The 17,928-nt window shown below is 37.8% G+C and carries 17 protein-coding genes; 9 read left to right on the top strand and 8 right to left on the bottom strand.

From position 1 onward, the window contains the following. Positions 1–62: 62 nt before the first annotated feature. From B0186_RS02570 to B0186_RS02560, 3 genes are all read right to left on the bottom strand, one after another. Positions 63–1,550 (bottom strand): class I SAM-dependent DNA methyltransferase, encoded by a 1,488-nt coding sequence (locus tag B0186_RS02570; protein ID WP_078217838.1) that lies wholly within the window; start codon positions 1,548–1,550, stop codon positions 63–65. Positions 1,551–1,613: 63 nt separating this feature from the next. Next, the gene (locus tag B0186_RS02565; RefSeq protein ID WP_078217837.1) at positions 1,614–3,044 is read right to left on the bottom strand and encodes a restriction endonuclease subunit S; all 1,431 of its coding nucleotides are present in this window, start codon (positions 3,042–3,044) and stop codon (positions 1,614–1,616) included. Between the two features lie 248 nt (positions 3,045–3,292). Beyond that, positions 3,293–6,130 carry a type I restriction endonuclease subunit R gene (locus B0186_RS02560; protein ID WP_078217836.1) on the bottom strand — a complete coding sequence of 946 codons (2,838 nt, stop codon included), beginning with the start codon at positions 6,128–6,130 and terminating at the stop codon, positions 3,293–3,295. A 230-nt stretch (positions 6,131–6,360) separates the two neighbouring features. Here B0186_RS02560 and aroQ point away from each other — a divergent pair, with 230 nt between their 5' ends. From aroQ to fis, 8 genes are all read left to right on the top strand, one after another. Beyond that, on the top strand, positions 6,361–6,813 hold the full coding sequence (gene aroQ, locus B0186_RS02555) for a type II 3-dehydroquinate dehydratase (protein ID WP_078217835.1): 453 nt from the start codon (positions 6,361–6,363) through the stop codon (positions 6,811–6,813). Between the two features lie 188 nt (positions 6,814–7,001). Further along, positions 7,002–7,463 carry an acetyl-CoA carboxylase biotin carboxyl carrier protein gene (accB, locus tag B0186_RS02550; RefSeq protein WP_078217834.1) on the top strand — a complete coding sequence of 154 codons (462 nt, stop codon included), beginning with the start codon at positions 7,002–7,004 and terminating at the stop codon, positions 7,461–7,463. 63 nt (positions 7,464–7,526) lie between these two features. After that, a complete protein-coding gene (gene accC / locus B0186_RS02545; protein WP_078217833.1) occupies positions 7,527–8,873 on the top strand; it encodes an acetyl-CoA carboxylase biotin carboxylase subunit in 1,347 nt (448 codons plus the stop codon). A 70-nt stretch (positions 8,874–8,943) separates the two neighbouring features. Then, positions 8,944–9,180 carry a YhdT family protein gene (locus tag B0186_RS02540; RefSeq protein WP_078217832.1) on the top strand — a complete coding sequence of 79 codons (237 nt, stop codon included), beginning with the start codon at positions 8,944–8,946 and terminating at the stop codon, positions 9,178–9,180. Next, positions 9,177–10,619, top strand: coding sequence for a sodium/pantothenate symporter (gene panF, locus B0186_RS02535; protein WP_078217831.1), 1,443 nt, complete (start codon positions 9,177–9,179; stop codon positions 10,617–10,619). Before B0186_RS02540 ends, panF begins: the two co-directional genes overlap by 4 nt. Beyond that, positions 10,620–11,501: a 50S ribosomal protein L11 methyltransferase gene (prmA, locus tag B0186_RS02530; RefSeq protein ID WP_078217830.1), complete on the top strand. Its 882-nt coding sequence runs from the start codon at positions 10,620–10,622 to the stop codon at positions 11,499–11,501. A 206-nt stretch (positions 11,502–11,707) separates the two neighbouring features. Further along, positions 11,708–12,691, top strand: a complete 984-nt coding sequence (gene dusB / locus B0186_RS02525; protein ID WP_078217883.1) for a tRNA dihydrouridine synthase DusB — start codon at positions 11,708–11,710, stop codon at positions 12,689–12,691. Then, positions 12,685–12,984 carry a DNA-binding transcriptional regulator Fis gene (fis, locus tag B0186_RS02520; RefSeq protein WP_078217829.1) on the top strand — a complete coding sequence of 100 codons (300 nt, stop codon included), beginning with the start codon at positions 12,685–12,687 and terminating at the stop codon, positions 12,982–12,984. The genes dusB and fis overlap by 7 nt, the downstream gene beginning before the upstream one ends. A gap of 45 nt (positions 12,985–13,029) precedes the next feature. On the opposite strand, the gene menC is transcribed toward fis, so the two are convergent. From menC to eno, 5 genes are all read right to left on the bottom strand, one after another. Then, positions 13,030–14,028 carry an o-succinylbenzoate synthase gene (gene menC, locus B0186_RS02515; protein WP_078217828.1) on the bottom strand — a complete coding sequence of 333 codons (999 nt, stop codon included), beginning with the start codon at positions 14,026–14,028 and terminating at the stop codon, positions 13,030–13,032. A 6-nt stretch (positions 14,029–14,034) separates the two neighbouring features. Next, positions 14,035–14,172: a hypothetical protein gene (locus tag B0186_RS11605; protein WP_158077947.1), complete on the bottom strand. Its 138-nt coding sequence runs from the start codon at positions 14,170–14,172 to the stop codon at positions 14,035–14,037. Positions 14,173–14,265: 93 nt separating this feature from the next. Next, the gene (gene menB, locus B0186_RS02510) at positions 14,266–15,123 is read right to left on the bottom strand and encodes a 1,4-dihydroxy-2-naphthoyl-CoA synthase (protein WP_078217827.1); all 858 of its coding nucleotides are present in this window, start codon (positions 15,121–15,123) and stop codon (positions 14,266–14,268) included. Between the two features lie 87 nt (positions 15,124–15,210). Continuing rightward, a complete protein-coding gene (locus B0186_RS02505; protein WP_078217826.1) occupies positions 15,211–15,624 on the bottom strand; it encodes a DUF2251 domain-containing protein in 414 nt (137 codons plus the stop codon). 87 nt (positions 15,625–15,711) lie between these two features. After that, positions 15,712–17,013, bottom strand: coding sequence for a phosphopyruvate hydratase (gene eno, locus B0186_RS02500; protein ID WP_078217825.1), 1,302 nt, complete (start codon positions 17,011–17,013; stop codon positions 15,712–15,714). A gap of 249 nt (positions 17,014–17,262) precedes the next feature. Between eno and B0186_RS11960 the strand changes: the two genes are divergently transcribed. Next, positions 17,263–17,928, top strand: a 666-nt coding sequence (locus B0186_RS11960) for an acyltransferase family protein (protein WP_235817163.1), incomplete at its 3' end; no start/stop codon positions are given.

Raw genomic sequence — 17,928 nt, 5'->3', positions numbered from 1 at the left:
CATTTGTCCATTACACCAAACAAAACCATTTATAGAAATATTTCCTAAAACAAAAGTTGGCTTTATTCCAACTCAGACAATACTGCTCTAAAACTTTCTAATCCAGCCTCAATATTTTCAAGGATCTCACTGGCTAAAAGCGCAGGCTCAGGCAAATTATCTAAATCTGTAAGTGAGTTATCTTTTAACCAAAAAATATCTAAACTAGTTTTATCACGCTGATTAATTTCATCAATGCTAAATCTACGCCAACGTCCATCGGGATTTTGCTCCACATGGTAAGTTTCCGTTCTGGCAAAACGATTTTCAGGGTGATAGCAAGCAATAAAATCTTGTAAATCCGCCAACGTCATCGGCTTTTTCTTAAGCGTATGATGTACATTTGTGCGGTAGTCATAAAACCAGATTTCTTTCGTAATCGCCTCTGGCTGTGCAGGCTTATTATCAAAAAATAACACATTCGCTTTTACACCATTGGCATAGAAAATCCCTGTTGGCAGGCGTAAAATCGTATGCAAATCTGTAACTTCCAATAATTTCTTGCGCACAATTTCTCCAGCGCCACCCTCGAATAGCACATTATCAGGCACCACCACAGCGGCTCGACCATTATTTTTCAGCATCGTATAAATATGCTGCAAAAAATTCACTTGTTTATTTGAGGTTGTTGCCCAAAAATCTTGACGGTTATAAACAAAATCTTCTTTTTCCGCTTCGCCATCAGCATTGGTAATGGTCATGCTACTTTTTTTGCCAAAAGGAGGATTGGCTAACACCAAATCGGCTTTGCGTTGGCTAGGGGCAATTAAGGAATCATCGCTACTAATCGGGCTTTCTCCGTCCATTTCGCCGATGCCATGTAAAAAAAGGTTCATCAAACAAAGACGACGTGTATTGGCGACAATTTCGTTACCAAAAAAAGTTTGATTTTTCAGTTTGGCTTTTTGCTCAACATTAAGTGCGGTATGTTTTTCCAAATAATTATAGGCGGAAAGTAAAAATCCCCCTGTCCCAGCCGCTGGATCGGCAATCGTGGTATCTGGTTGCGGTTGAACACAAGCGACAATCGCATCAATTAATGCTCTTGGTGTAAAATATTGCCCTGCACCTGATTTTGTATCTTCCGCATTTTTCTCCAAAATCCCTTCGTAAATATCCCCTTTAACATCAGTTCCCAAACGGCTCCATTTTGTTTCATCAATCATATTAATCAAACGAGCGAGCTTCGCAGGATCTTGAATTTTGTTTTGTGATTTGGAAAAAATCTGTCCGAGCAAGCCTTTATGCTTACTTAAATCACGCAGCAAAGCGAGATAATGGCTTTCTAAATCAACGCCTGTACGAGAAGTTAAACTGCTCCATTGGTAATGTTCGGGAATACCCACATTGCGCTTATAAGGTGGTTGGCTATATTCATACGCCATTTTTAAGAAAATAAGATAGGTAATTTGTTCCAAATAATCGCCATAACTTACGCCATCATCACGCAACATATTGCAAAAGCTCCAGACCTTTTGGACGATAGCGGAAGAAGATTGGGTTGTTGTCATTTTATAATCCTTGTTGAAATTCATTGATAAATTTGAGCTTTTTTAACACCGCACTTTTGGGCATTATTCATGGTTACCTTGTAGCAATTTTCCCGAAAATGCGGCTTTTAATATAGATTGTTTAAGTAACTCCGCTAATTTAAGTTGTTTACTGATTTCTTGCGCAAAGTGATCTGCTTGCGTCAGTTGTTTTTCTAAAATTGTGACGATTTGGTTTTGTTCTTCGAGTGAGCAAATAGGGATTATCAAATTCCCAACTTTGCTTAAACTTAATGTATGTAATCCTGTCGTTGAACTTGCTACATCAACAATTATTTTTCTTCCAACAGGAGACATAAGAAAATACAAAACAAAATAAGGATTTATGTTCGCATAACATCTTGCTTTTATCAGATGATTTTGGTGATAACAAGGTGAGATTTCATCATTCCAAATAGCTACTCTACCAATTTGATCTATGCTTCCATTCCCCTCAACAATCAATAAGTCATTTTTTTGTAAGAGAGTCCTACGTTTCTCACTCTCTAATATTCCAATTGTTTTAATATCATCCAAATTCAACTCATTGGCATATACATTAGCAACTCTCAAATAAGGCACGTTCTCTTCAAATGTATTGCGCTTGGAGTTTTTAGTTAGTCCCCCTGAAATGTCCGAAATATCCATTAAATAAACCTGAGGGTAATATTCAGCAGGAAGTAGTCTTGTCTTAACAAAAGTAAAATCCTTCAACCTCACAGGCTTACTCGGCTTTTTCCCCTCTTTGCTATTTTCTTCCCAAATTTGCACCGCACTTTTCCATTCATCGACCTTAGCCTGATAATGAGTTTCTCTAGCCTGTTGAATTTGTTGCAATAATTCTTCCGCTGAAGGCAATTTGTCGGCATTTTCTTCACGCCACTGCTTTGTCAATTCGCCATTAAAAGCATTTTTGAGTAGCGATTGGCGATATTGGGCGAGTTTATTTTGTGCCACTTTTAAACTCTCAATCCCAGCGTCAATTTCACTAAATAGGCTTTCTATTTTGTTGACAATGGCGGTTTGTTGGGGGAGTGGGGGGATTGGTAAATCATAATTCCACAATAAATCAGGATTAACATGTGGCGTTCCTGAACCTTTTGCTCTTGTATTAAGTTCAGCATATTTTGATTGTAAAAAATAATAGGCAAAATGATTATCCATATTTGGTAGTGAAATACGAACTAAAGTGCTTCCAACAGCTCCTTTTACGCCTTTACCAACTAGACCTGAACGAGCACCGTCCCACACCATTAAAAAATCATTTTCATCACAAAAAACACATTTTTCTCCGTCCGTATAACTTTTGATTATCCCTTTTTCAAATGCTTCTATATCAATATACGGTATAGTAAAAATATCATTTTTTGTGTCGGATTGTTTCTTCGGCTTTTTACCTTTCTCGCTAATTGCAACTGCGCCTAATTTTTTTATTTCCCAACCCTTTGGTAATTCCTGATTATCCATTTGCATCATAAGTTATCCGTAAATAATTGTTTTGGTGCTAATTCTACTGATATTTGAAACGGACGCCAGCGTGGCGTCCCTACAAATACTCCGATAGAGCTCCGTCCTCACGAGTGCACCCGACAAATACTTAGATAGCGCCCGTGTCCTCACGGGTGCTTTTTCTTTGGTCACTCGTGAGACACGAGCGATAGATTGTTTTGGTGCGCTAAAGCGCACCCTACTTTGTTTAAAGTGCGGTGCGATTTTCCTTAATTTTATGCAATAAGCGCTAAATTGATTTCTTCCAATAACGCTTCAAAATCTTCGCCGTTGGCGCAAAGGACATCATAAGCCCGTCCCAATCCGCCGTATTGATTAAATGGCGTAAGCTCAAAGTCATCCGCCTGAATAGAGAAAGATTGCATAATATGATCTCGGATCATTTGTAACCATTGCATTTGCATTTCTGTAAAAGGTTTTTCCGCTCTTGCGTTATGTTCAAAAATCCATCGTTGAAAATTCTTACGCACAGTTTTTTCAAAAGGCGTGATTTTATCATCAATCCCAACTACTCGACGAATTAAACTCACCAAAGCGACAAGTTCTTGCTCTGGTTTGTGATTTACCTTATCCAAAGTTGCATAGGCTTGCCAAATATGGCTAAAAGCGAGATTAGGCTTGGCTCGTTTAATCTCGTTCAATAAGGCTTTCACCATATTTAATGTAAGGATTTGACGGCGATAAGGTTGGTTATAAAAAATCTGCAATGCGGTTATTTTGTCTTTGTTGGCATGCAAATATTCGGAAAAATTTTTTACCGCACTTTCCATTTCATCAATTTGTTCCTCTGCCCAACCCGCATGAACAAGTTCATCAATGGTAGCGTCAATTTTCTGTTCATTTTGCTTACGAATTTCTTCTAAAGCCGTAATAAGCTCCATTGATATAGATTTTGTCGCCTGCGAAACTCGTTGTCTTTGCGCAAGATCCAAACTCTCTTCGCTTGGCTCAGAATTGATGTCAATATTTTCCAATTCACAAGCTAATTCATGGACTTTATCTGCATTAATGGCATCAAACAGTGAACGAACAATATCAATTAAAGGCGTGCCTTGCGTGATTTGTGCTATTTGTGCCTGTTCCTCTTCGCTAAGTTGCTTATTTAGGCGAGCCAGTCTTGCGGCTAAAGAGCTGATACTATCTGTATCATAAGCGCCAAATACCACCGCTCTTCCTAAATCTTTAAAACTGACCGCTCTTTTGGTATCAAGTTGTGTGCTTGCAGTTTTGAGGGATTTTGTCACGCCAATGGCATCGACAATCACATAATGGGTTTTCGCCGTTTTAGCGCTTGGGCTTACGGCTTGTAAACTGTCTTTGTCTAATGTGCGAGTGCCACGCCCTTTCATTTGTTCAAAATAATTACGGCTTTTCACATCACGCATAAAAATAAGACATTCCAATGGACGAATGTCAGTTCCCGTTGCAATCATATCCACTGTAACAGCAATGCGTGGATAATAACTGTTACGGAAATTGGCTAACACAGTTTTAGGGGGCTCGCCTTTTTCTTGAATTGCACCATGCTCATCAAGGGTATCTTCTGCAGCACGATAAGTAATTTTTTTGCAAAATTCATTACCTTGCCCAAACTCCTCTCGCACAATGCGAATGATGTCGTCTGCATGGCTGTCATTTTTAGCGAAAATTAAGGTTTTTGGCACTTCATTGCGCAATGGAAAAATTCTCGGTAATTGCGCTTTAAAGGTGCGAATAATAGTACGAATTTGGCTTGGATTGACAATGTCTCGATCCAATTGTTTTGCACTGTAAACCTCATCTTGATCTTGCTGTTGCCAGCGTTTGCGCCTTGTTGTTCGCTCACGATGTTCAATCAGTTCTTCTGCTTTAAATGTACCGCCCTTTTGACTAATTTTAGTATCAATAATGAAAACTTCATTGCCCACGTTTACGCCGTCAGCAACCGCTTGTTCATGGGTATATTCACTGACAATATTTTGATTAAAGAAGCTAAAAGTGCGGTCATCTGGCGTCGCTGTTAAGCCGATAAGATAAGCATCAAAATAATCTAGCACTTGGCGCCATAGGTTATAAATAGAGCGGTGACATTCATCGATAAAGATAAAATCAAAATATTCTGGCGGCAACTTGGTTTGATAGGTGACAGGCAGTGGCGCTTGTAATTGTTTTTCCCATGCTTCAAGCTCAATCTCATTTTCTGGGATCTCTTGTTCCTCACCTTTGAGCAAAGAATACATGCGCTGGATTGTACAAATATGCACTTCTATGCCATGTGGCACATCGGAAGATTTGATAATCTGTGAAGGGTGTAATTCGGTAAATTTGCGATTATCATCAGAGGGACTAAAGTTTCTCATTTCTTGTTCCGCTTGCTCTCCTAAATTCACCGTATCCACAAGAAACAGGATACGACGTTTCCCGGTGTATTTTAGCAAGCGATACATAATACTAATTGCAGTATAGGTTTTCCCTGCACCTGTCGCCATTTGAATAAGTGCTCTAGGTCTATCTTGAGCAAGAGATTGCTGCATATTTTCAATGGCAATAAGTTGACAGTCACGCAGTCCTAAGGCTTGTGCAGGCAGATTATTAGGGTTTAAGTGCGGTATGTTTTTTAATTTGTTTCGCAGGGTTTGCTTACCTTCATTTGCCCAACGTTGCAGCGTTTCAGGACGATGAAAACTAAAAACCTCACGGGCACGAGGTGTAGGGTCATTTCTATTGGTAAAGTGAGTAATGACACCCGTGCTTTCATAAAGAAAAGCAATATCTGCCTTGGATATATATTTGAGTTTACTTGTAGCATAGCGTGAACTTTGCTCTTCCACAATATTGAGCTTATGCCCAAAACTCTCTTCTTTTGCTTCAATGACAGCAACGGGAGTTCTATCAACAAATAATAAATAATCAACCGACCCACTTTCTGTTGGATATTCTCGAACAGCAATCCCTAAGCCTGCAGCTGGATTGTAATTTTTCAGATTTTGAATGACCCAGCCAGCCTCTATAAGTTGTTTATCTATTAAATCTCGAGCTTGTTGCTCAGGATTTTGATTTGGTTGCATATTCATAAGCCTTCCCTATCACACAATAGTTGTTTGTCATCTGTTCGAAAGCGACGAAAAATATTTTACTTGAAACAAAGGATTTTCCAAAAGCAAAAAATAGACAAGGCTTTATTTTCTAGATAAAGAAAAGTACGGTGTTATTTTACGACGATTTATTGGTTTGACCAGAATAATCAATGCGTTTAAATAAAAAAGCGCTATAATGTGCGAACTGTGACAAAAAGGTAAGTATTATGTATAAAAATGCAAAAATCTTGTTGTTAAATGGCCCAAATTTAAACATGTTGGGAAAACGTGAGCCAGCACATTATGGCAACCTCTCTTTAGGTGATATTGAACAACAAATGCAAAAATTAGCTCAAGAGCATCAAGTAGAGCTAACTTGTTTCCAAGCGAATAGCGAAGAAAAATTAATCGACAAAATTCATCAAAGTTTTCAGTTAATTGATTTTATTATTATCAACCCTGCTGCTTATACCCATACCAGCGTGGCATTGCGTGATGCTTTGCTCTCTGTATCCATTCCATTTGTAGAAATTCATCTATCCAATATTCATAAACGTGAGACTTTCCGACACCATTCTTATTTTAGTGATATTGCTGAAGGGGTTATCTGTGGATTGGGGACTCAAGGTTATGAATTTGCTTTACAATATGCTTTGCAGTATTTAGCGAAAAAGGCATAATTTGTATAAATTTCAGCGAAATTAACAGAATTTTATCGCCAAAAAGCATTTTTTCAGGTAATCTCTCGGCCGAATAATTTGTTTGAAATTGACCGCACTTTTTATCCTCAATTTTGTCTAACTTGCGGTTTGTGATAGCGGTTTATTAATGAACAGTAAATTAATTTTAATCATTTTAGGAAATCATTATGGACGTTCGTAAAATTAAAAAACTTATCGAATTAGTTGAAGAATCAGGCATTATGGAGCTTGAAATCTCTGAAGGAGAAGAAACAATCCGCATTAATCGTGGAACGCCAGTTGCAGCTCCAGTTCAATATAACATTCCAGCAGCGCCAGCAGTGGCACCTGTTGCGCCAGCTCCAGTACCAGCACCTCAAAGTGCGGTTGCTCCACAGGCAAATGAAGATTTATCTGGCCATGTTGTTCGTTCACCGATGGTTGGTACTTTCTATCGTAGTCCAAGCCCAGAAGCAAGTGCTTTCGTTGAAGTGGGACAAACTGTAAAAGTTGGCGATACACTTTGCATTGTTGAAGCAATGAAAATGATGAATAAAATTGAAGCTGATAAAGCAGGTGTTATCAAAGCTATCTTAATTAATGATGGTGAACCTGTTGAATTTGACGAGCCTCTAATTGTAATCGAATAATTGATCCATTCTTTTTGTAGGGCGTTTATCGCCCTACAATATTATTCCAAGAGATAAATTCTTATGTTAGAAAAAGTTGTTATTGCCAATCGTGGTGAAATTGCATTGCGTATTTTGCGTGCTTGTAAAGAGCTTGGTATAAAAACTGTTGCAGTTCATTCAACAGCTGATCGTGAATTAAAACATGTGTTATTAGCAGATGAAACTGTCTGTATTGGTCCTGCACCTTCGGCTAAAAGCTATTTGAATATTCCAGCTATTATTGCTGCAGCAGAGGTGACAGGCGCAGATGCAATTCACCCGGGTTATGGTTTCTTATCTGAAAATGCTGATTTTGCGGAGCAAGTTGAGCGTTCTGGTTTTACTTTTATTGGTCCAACTGCGGATGTTATTCGTTTAATGGGTGATAAGGTTTCTGCTATTAATGCCATGAAAAAAGCGGGTGTTCCTTGTGTTCCGGGTTCGGATGGTCCTTTAAGTTCGGATATTAATAAAAACAAAGAAATTGCCAAACGCATTGGTTATCCAATTATTATTAAGGCTTCAGGCGGCGGTGGCGGTCGTGGTATGCGTGTTGTTCGTGATGAAAAAGCATTAGAAGAATCCATAGCGATGACAAAAGCGGAAGCAAAAGCAGCGTTCAATAACGACATGGTGTATATGGAAAAATATCTTGAAAATCCACGCCATATTGAAATCCAAGTTTTAGCTGATACCCATGGTAATGCAATTTACTTAGCAGAACGTGATTGCTCTATGCAACGCCGTCATCAAAAAGTGGTGGAAGAAGCACCAGCACCAGGCATTTCAGAAGAAACAAGACGTGATATTGGTACACGTTGTGCTAACGCTTGTGTTGAAATTGGTTATCGAGGTGCAGGTACATTTGAGTTCTTATATGAAAATGGTGAGTTTTACTTCATCGAAATGAATACTCGTATTCAGGTAGAACACCCAGTGACAGAAATGATTACAGGCGTTGATCTCGTTAAAGAACAACTTCGTATCGCAGCAGGTCTTCCACTTTCCATTAAGCAAGAAGATATCAAAGTTAAAGGCCATGCCATTGAATGTCGTATCAATGCGGAGGATCCTAATACATTTTTACCTTCGCCAGGAAAAGTAACACACTTACATTCCCCTGGTGGCTTTGGTATCCGCTGGGATTCTCATGTTTATGGTGGATATACTGTTCCGCCACATTATGACTCAATGATTGCCAAATTAATTACTTATGGTGATACTCGTGAAGTGGCTATTCGCCGTATGCAAAATGCGCTATCAGAAACCATTATCAATGGTATAAAAACCAATATACCTTTACATAATTCAATTCTTTCCGATGAAAATTTCCAAAAAGGTGGAACCAATATTCACTACCTTGAGAAAAAATTGGGCATGAGAGACTAACATCACTCTCATTTAACTATAGCAATAAAAGCAAAGTGGATAATCATATCCACTTTTTTAGGGATAAAAAATGAAAGTACATTATAAACAAGCAGCTAAGGAAGCTCGCTATGCATTGTTATTAACAATTTTATATCTTGTCGGTTGGTGCATTTGCGCCTATTTACCTGATGATGCAAGAGGCCCAATTGGGTTTCCTCTTTGGTTTGAGCTATCTTGTATATACTTCCCTTTAATTTTTACCCTCATTGTCTATTTATGCATCAAATTCTTTTTTAAAGATTTACCTTTAGGGGATAACGAATGAACTTTAATATTGTTTCACCCTTAATTTTCTATTTAATTTTTGTATTTGGTATCGCCTATTATTCTTACAGTAAAAGAAGCCAAGGTAATTTTTTAAGTGAATACTATGTTGGCAACCGCTCCATGTCAGGCTTTGTTTTAGCCATGACCACAGCAGCAACTTATGTTGGCGCTAGCTCCTTTATAGGTGGTCCTGGTGCTGCTTATAAGTTCGGTTTAGGCTGGGTATTACTTGCCATGATCCAAGTCCCTGTAGTTCTATTTACTCTAGGTGTACTTGGTAAAAAATTAGCGATACGAGCCCGAAAAAATCAAAGCTTAACAGTTAATGACATTTTATTTGCTCGCTATAAAAATCCTTATATCGTCTTGTTAGCCAGCCTTTCATTGCTATTTTCATTTTTTATCATGATGGCGGTACAATTTATCGGAGTGGGGAGATTATTAGAAACCACATTACATATTGACTATCGTGTTTCTATCCTAATTTTTGCTGCGACAGTCGGTATCTACACATTTATAGGTGGTTTCAGAGCTGTGGTACTGACCGATACTATTCAAGGATTAATCATGGTTATAGGAACCTTTTTATTACTTGGTGGTGTTATTTATGCTGGCGGTGGCGTTAGCCAAATTATTGATAACTTGGCAAAAATTGATCCAAATTTAATTACCCCTTATGGTATTGATGCTAGACCTCTTGACTTTACTTTTATGGCATCCTTTTGGGTATTAGTCTGCTTTGGTTTACTTGGTTTACCTCACACCGTTGTGCGTGCGATGTCCTATAAAAATAGCAAAGCACTACATAATGGTATTGTCATTGGAACAATTGTCATTGCGGCATTAATGCTAGGAATGCATCTCGCTGGTGCATTAGGACGTGCGGTCGTGCCAACATTAGATGTCAGTGACAAAATTATTCCAACATTGATGATACAAGTATTTCCACCTGTAGTTGCTGGTATTTTTCTGGCTGCGCCAATGGCTGCAATAATGTCATCAATTGATTCAACCTTAATTCAAATGTCCTCTACTTTAATCAAGGACTTATATTTACGTTTCTATCCTGAACAAATCCATAATGAAGCCAAAGTCAAACGTTTATCAATTCTTGCAACTTTAGCCTTAACTTTACTAGTCACTATTGCAACTTTAAATCCGCCAGATATGTTGATCTGGCTAAATCTATTTGCCTTAGGTGGCTTAGAAACCACATTTTTATGGGTAATGCTATTCGGCTTATATTGGAAAAAAGCGAATGCTTATGGAGCAATAAGCTCAATGTTAGTCGGTTTAATAAGTTATGTATTATTGACCGCACTTGGTATTAAATTATTTAACTTCCATGCAATTGTTCCTGCTTTATTACTTGGTCTAGTCGCCTTCTTACTGGGAAATCAAGTAGGAAATAAAATGATTAAAAACGAGGAAAAATAAATGGCTTGGGTACAAATTCGTTTAAACAGTACAAATCAAAAAGCGGAAAAAATCAGTGATTATTTAGAAAGCATCGGTGCTGTGTCTGTGACTTTTATGGATAGTCAAGACACGCCTATTTTCGAGCCACTTCCGGGCGAAACAAGATTATGGGGAAATACTGATGTAATGGCATTATTTGATGCTGAAACAGATATGCAGCAAATTGTTCGCCTCTTACAACAAGAAAATCATCTTGATGAAAATACGGCTTATAAGATTGAACAAATTGAAGATAAAGACTGGGAAAGAGAATGGATGGATAATTTCCACCCAATGCAATTCGGCAAACGTTTATGGATTTGCCCAAGTTGGCGTGAAATACCAGATGAAAATGCAGTAAACGTTATGCTTGATCCGGGTTTAGCTTTTGGTACAGGAACGCATCCAACCACCGCACTTTGTTTAGAATGGCTAGACAGCCTTGATCTCACTGGAAAAACCGTGATTGATTTTGGTTGTGGTTCGGGCATTTTAGCTATCGCCGCCCTCAAATTAGGCGCAAAAAGTGCGGTGGGAATTGATATAGATCCACAAGCAATTCTCGCCAGCCGTAATAATGCAGAGCAAAATGGCGTAGCAGATCGTTTACAGCTCTTTTTATCTGAAGACAAACCAGCGGATCTCAAAGCAGATGTCGTTGTTGCCAATATTTTAGCAGGCCCACTCAAAGAGCTTTACCCAATTATCAGCCAATTAGTTAAACCAAATGGCGATTTAGGCTTATCAGGCATTTTAGAAACGCAAGCACAATCGGTTTGTGATGCTTATGCTCAAAGTTTTGCCTTAGATCCTGTGCAAGAGCGCAAAGAATGGTGCCGAATTACGGGGAAATTAAAATAATTTGTCAAGTAAATTCCGCTGATTTCAGCGTAAAAATAAGCACAAATAGAATAAAACCTAAACAATGTCAAAAAAATGCAATTTGTATAAAAAATATTCTTTGCAAATGAATTAAAAGTGCGTATTATAGCGCACCTTGTCGCCCTGACCGGCGAAAGTAATAAATCTGATATGGCAATGAGCGGTAACAAATTGGAGAAATGGAAGTGCAAATTGGTTCTTATAAACTAACAAGTAATGTACTTCTCGCCCCAATGGCAGGCATAACAGATCAACCTTTTAGAAGGCTTTGTTCTCATTATGGTGCAGGTTTAACTTGCTCAGAAATGATGTCCACTAATCCGCAAGTTTGGCATACAGAAAAATCAAAATTGCGTCTTGCTCATCATCAAGATGCAGGAATTAACACTGTGCAAATTGCAGGCTCCGATCCAGTCGAAATGGCTCAGGCTGCACAAGTAAATGTAGAATATGGCGCACAAATTATTGATATAAATATGGGCTGCCCAGCTAAAAAAGTAAATCGTAAATTAGCAGGATCTGCACTTTTACAATACCCAGATTTAGTTGAGAAAATTCTACATTCAGTGGTCAATGCCGTTAATGTACCTGTGACATTAAAAATTAGAACAGGCTGGAATCAAGAACATCGTAACTGTATTGAAATTGCAAAAATTGCTGAACAAGCAGGAATACAGGCGTTAAGCATACATGGACGCACACGTGAATGTTTATTTAACGGAAATGCTGAATATAACAGCATTAAGAAAGTTAAACAACAAATTGCAATTCCTGTTATTGCCAATGGTGATATAACAACAGCACAACAAGCGCAAGAAGTTCTCGATTATACGGGAGCTGATGGGGTAATGATCGGGCGTGGGGCTTTAGGCAAACCTTGGCTATTTCAGTCAATGGTGAGTTTAATTCAAACAGGATCTATTACACCAGAGCCAAGTCTAGATGAAAAGTGCGGTGTGATTTTGCAACATATTCGTGATCTGCACCTATTTTATGGTGAAGAAAAAGGATATCGCATAGCTCGTAAGCACGTATCTTGGTATTTAGAGGGAATTCAACCTAATTCCGATTTTAGACAGACTTTTAATGCAATTACTAATGCCAAGGCACAGTTAATTGCACTAGAAGATTTTTTTAATTTGATTTTATTGGATAAAGAAAAATGTTAGAACAACAACGTAATCCGGCTGAAGCATTAACGGTTTCAGTTTTAAATTCACAATCTCAAGTAACAAATAAACCACTTCGTGATTCAGTTAAACAAGCATTAAGAAACTATTTATCACAATTAGACGGTCAAGATGTGAACGATCTTTATGAATTAGTTTTAGCGGAAGTTGAACACCCTATGTTAGATATGATCATGCAATATACACGTGGTAACCAAACTCGTGCAGCAACAATGCTAGGCATTAACCGTGGCACTTTACGCAAAAAATTAAAAAAATACGGTATGGGTTAATCTCCCCGAACTGAAAAAAATAAGGTCGCCAAATGGCGGCCTTTTTTAATGAATTTCAATTTCTTCAATAAATTCCGAACTTAAATCCAATAAAGGTAAGTCAGAACCTTGCCAAGCGCGCAAAACTTGGTAATCCATTAAACTTAATGTATCTAAACCCGGCGTGACATTTGGGGTGTATTGTTGGGCAATGCGTGCTAATTGGGTTAAGCCTAAACTACTTTCAATCGATGAGCTAATCACTGCTTTTAGGCCTAATTGATGCGCTTTTTCTATGAGTTGAATACAGTCTTGTAATGATCCAATCAATGTGGGTTTAATTACGATTGCTGCTAAGTGCGGTTCTTTTTCTAGCTGAAATCTTGGCTCCCGAAGGCTTTCATCCCAAGCGAGTGCTATACCTGTATCCTGTGCAAATTGACGACTATCTTCTTGCGTTTTACAAGGCTCTTCCAAGAACTGAATACGCTTACGATGTTCAGGTTTTACATATTTAGCAAACATCTGCGCTTTTGCTAAAGTCCAGCTACGATTAGCATCAAGGCGTAAATAAAGATCGGGAATGGCCTCTAACAGCATATCTGCAATCATCCCATCACGATTTGCCTCATACATACCAACCTTAATTTTAGCAACCTTTTCCCCTTGCATTTGATTTAATAAATCATAAAGCTCATCAGGATCGCCATAGCATAGAGGAGCTACTTGATAATTTCCCTCTTGCTCTAATTCACCTTTCATTTCTGCCAAAGCACAACTTAAACCAAAAGCCACGGAAGGATATAAGCCTTGCAATGAAAGCTTGCGATTTTCCGCTCTTGCCTTATCCCAATCTTTTAGCCATTGAATAGTTTGCTCTTTTGCTTGCTCTAGGGTTTCTTGGCTAAATTCAGGTAAAGGTGCAATTTCTCCCCAGCCTTCATGCTCGCCACATTTTATTTGCACTAACAAGCCTTCACGTTTTTTCAAGAAACGGTTACGCAAAATAAGTTGGCTATCCACAGGGATAGCATATTGATATAAATGAAAAGTTCGATTTGTCATTGTTGCTCACTTTTGTTCACATTGCTGTGTTTTGTCATTATAACGACCGCCATAATCCAAGCAGCGATCTTTATCATCAAAAATAAGGAAAGTAAAAATGGATATAGCTAAAATGCCTAATGCCAGTAAACCAAGCGGATACAAATAAGCATTTTCTTAACATAATTTTTCTCTTGTAATAGGAAAAAGTGCGGTCAAAAACTCAGAAATTTTTCACCGCACTTTATCTATTTTTAATTAAGGGTTACGCTTGAATTTACTGAAATCAGGTGCACGTTTTTCATTGAATGCGTTGCGACCTTCTTGTCCTTCTTCTGTCATATAGAACAACATGGTTGCGTTACCTGCAAGCTCTTGTAAACCAGCTTGACCGTCACAGTCTGCGTTTAATGCGGCTTTTAAGCAACGCAATGCAATCGGGCTGTTGCGTAACATTTCACGACACCAACGCACAGTTTCTTTTTCTAAGTCCGCATAAGGTACAACCGTGTTCACTAAGCCCATGTCTAAGGCTTCTTTAGCATCATATTGACGGCATAAGAACCAAATTTCACGGGCTTTTTTCTGACCAACGATGCGAGCCATATAACTTGCTCCCCAGCCACCATCAAAGGATCCCACTTTTGGACCAGTTTGGCCAAAGATGGCATTTTCTGCAGCAATAGTGAGGTCACATAACATATGTAACACATGACCACCACCAATCGCATAGCCTGCCACCATAGCAACCACTGGTTTTGGACAACTACGAATATCACGTTGGAAATCCAAGACATTCAAATGATGTACGCCACTTTCATCTTTGTAACCGCCGTAGTCACCACGCACTTTTTGGTCACCACCTGAACAGAAGGCTTTTTCCCCTTGACCAGTTAATACGATCACACCAATTTTTTCATCAAAACGAGCATCGGAAAAAGCTTGGATCATTTCTTTTACTGTTTGTGGACGGAAAGCATTGCGAACTTCTGGACGATTAATGGTAATCTTTGCAATGCCATCTGTGGATTTATGATACAAAATATCTGTATAACCTGCGCTGAAATCCTGCCATTCAACAGGAACATAAAGAACATCATCTTTTGGATTTTGCATTATTTATTCCTTTTCAATTAAATCAATTTGCGGCTGGCATTATAGCCTAAATGCCAAAAAAGTGCGGTCTGTTTTTACTTATTTTGTTTAGCTTACGAGCCATTTATCCACAAGTTCTTGGGTTGTTTCTTTATGTACCCACATGCTACCAAACTCTGGTTCTGGGAATTTCGTGTGGTTGTAACCAATAAATTGTTGGAAATCAAAAACTGCATGAGGATAGCCATTAATCAAGAGGAAGGCTTTATAACCATCTTCTGACCAAGCAATTTGTAATTTGCGTGGCTCATTTAATGATTTTTCATCAATATCTTTTACTGCATAAACAAACAAGCTATCAACTACAGGCTGCACTTTTTGATGTAGGTCCATTGCATAAAAATAGCCTGTTTCACCATCGTCTTCAAAAATGACGACGAGATGTTCATGTTGAGTAGAATGAGCCCCCGAACGAAAAGCCTCGCCAATGAGAAATTGATCATCTAAAACTGAATATAACATCTTATTTATTCTCTTTTTTCTTCTGCAAAATTTACAAAAACGCCACAGACTTCTCTGTGGCGTTTCTTAATTTAAGCAAAAAATAAATTATGCTTGACCTTTAACCGCTTTTAAACCTAAGAATGGTGCTTTATCACCTAATGCTTCTTCGATACGGATTAATTGGTTGTATTTCGCAATACGGTCAGAACGGCTCATAGAACCTGTTTTGATTTGACCTGCTGCTGTACCAACTGCTAAGTCAGCGATAGTTGCATCTTCAGTTTCACCAGAACGGTGTGAAATAACTGCTGTGTAACCAGCATCTTTAGCCATTTTGATAGCTGCTAAAGTTTCAGTTAATGAACCGATTTGGTTGAACTTGATTAAGATAGAGTTTGCGATACCTTTTTCGATACCTTCTTTTAAGATCTTAGTATTAGTTACGAATAAATCGTCGCCCACTAATTGAACTTTGTCGCCTAATACTTTAGTTTGGTATGCGAAACCTTCCCAGTCTGATTCATCTTGACCATCTTCGATAGATACGATTGGGTACTCTTTGCATAAACCTTCTAAGTAGTGAGTGAACTCTTGAGAAGTGAATGATTTACCTTCACCTTTCATTTCGTACATACCGTTTTCTTTGTTGTAAAACTCAGATGATGCACAGTCCATTGCTAAAGTTACGTCTTTACCTAATACATAACCTGCTTTCTCAACTGCTTCTTTGATACAAGCAAGTGCTGCTGCGTTTGATTCAAGATTAGGTGCAAAACCACCTTCATCACCCACTGCTGTGCTTAAACCTTTGCCTTTTAATACTTTTGCAAGGTTGTGGAACACTTCAGCACCGATACGTAATGCTTCACGTAAAGTTTTTGCACCCACTGGTTGAATCATAAATTCTTGAATATCAACGTTGTTGTCTGCGTGCTCACCACCGTTGATGATGTTCATCATTGGTAATGGCATAGAATATTGACCTGGAGTACCGTTTAATTCTGCAATCCAAGCATAAAGAGGCATACCTTTAGAGGCTGCTGCTGCTTTTGCATTCGCTAAAGATACCGCTAAGATTGCGTTCGCACCGAATTTAGATTTGTTATCTGTACCATCTAAGTCGATCATGATTTGGTCGATTTCAGCTTGGTTAGATGCATCTTTACCTACGATTGCTTGAGCAATTTCGTTGTTTACTGCAGAAACAGCTTTTAATACACCTTTACCTAAGAAACGTGCTTTGTCGCCATCACGTAATTCTAATGCTTCACGAGAACCTGTTGATGCACCTGATGGAGCTGCTGCTAAACCAACGAAGCCACCTTCTAAATGAACTTCAGCTTCAACTGTTGGGTTACCACGTGAGTCAATGATTTCGCGACCAATCACTTTAACAATTTTTGCCATTTTTTTTTCCTCTATTGATGAAAGATTAAATTAAAAAAACGAGTGTATCTTAATGGAATTGAGATGTTTTGTCTTGTTAAAAATGCACATAAATTGATTTATTTCTAATCTTTATAAAACTTTTAAAAATTCACCGCTCTTAATTCGTCTGTGGGCAAGAATTTGCTTTTAATCCTGTGAGTTTTTACTAGACTTTAAAAGAAATTATTGTAGAATTTCCGCTTTTGTAGCTTATTCGAATAGTGTCTTATGTCGAAATTTTACTATCGCCCAGAAATTGATGGATTACGTGCGATTGCGGTTTTATCCGTCATGTTATTTCATCTTAATTCAAACTGGTTACCAGGTGGCTTTTTAGGTGTTGATATTTTTTTTGTTATTTCTGGATATTTAATTACTTCAATTATTAGTCAAGAAATTCAAAATAATACTTTTTCCTATAAAAATTTTTATAATCGCCGAATTAAAAGAATTTATCCCGTCTTTATTTTAATGTTAGCAATTGTTTCTATTATTGCTTCATTATTTTTTGTTCATCATGAATACGAAGAGTTACGAAAAACGATTAAATCAGCAACATTATTTTTATCTAATCTTTATTTATCTCATCGTCAAGGCTATTTTGATTTAGCTGCTAATGAGAATCCTATTTTACATATTTGGTCATTAGCAGTTGAAGAACAATATTATTTATTTTTTCCTCTTTTATTAGTCATTGCTTATAAAAAATTTAAAACAAATACTATATTTAAACCATTGATTTTAATTTTAATATTTTTATTTATTTTAACTTCATTTATTCCACAATCTACTTATAGTATAATTGGCTTACATAATTTATATTATGTTTCTTTTATGCGTTTTCCTGAATTATTAATAGGATCATATCTCGCACTAAACAAACAAACAAACAAA

It is taken from the genome of Canicola haemoglobinophilus, assembly GCF_002015075.1.
Classification (GTDB): Bacteria; Pseudomonadota; Gammaproteobacteria; order Enterobacterales; family Pasteurellaceae; genus Canicola; species Canicola haemoglobinophilus.
The sequence above is the reverse complement of the archived record's forward strand: the minus strand, read 5'-3'. Positions and strand labels throughout refer to the sequence as shown.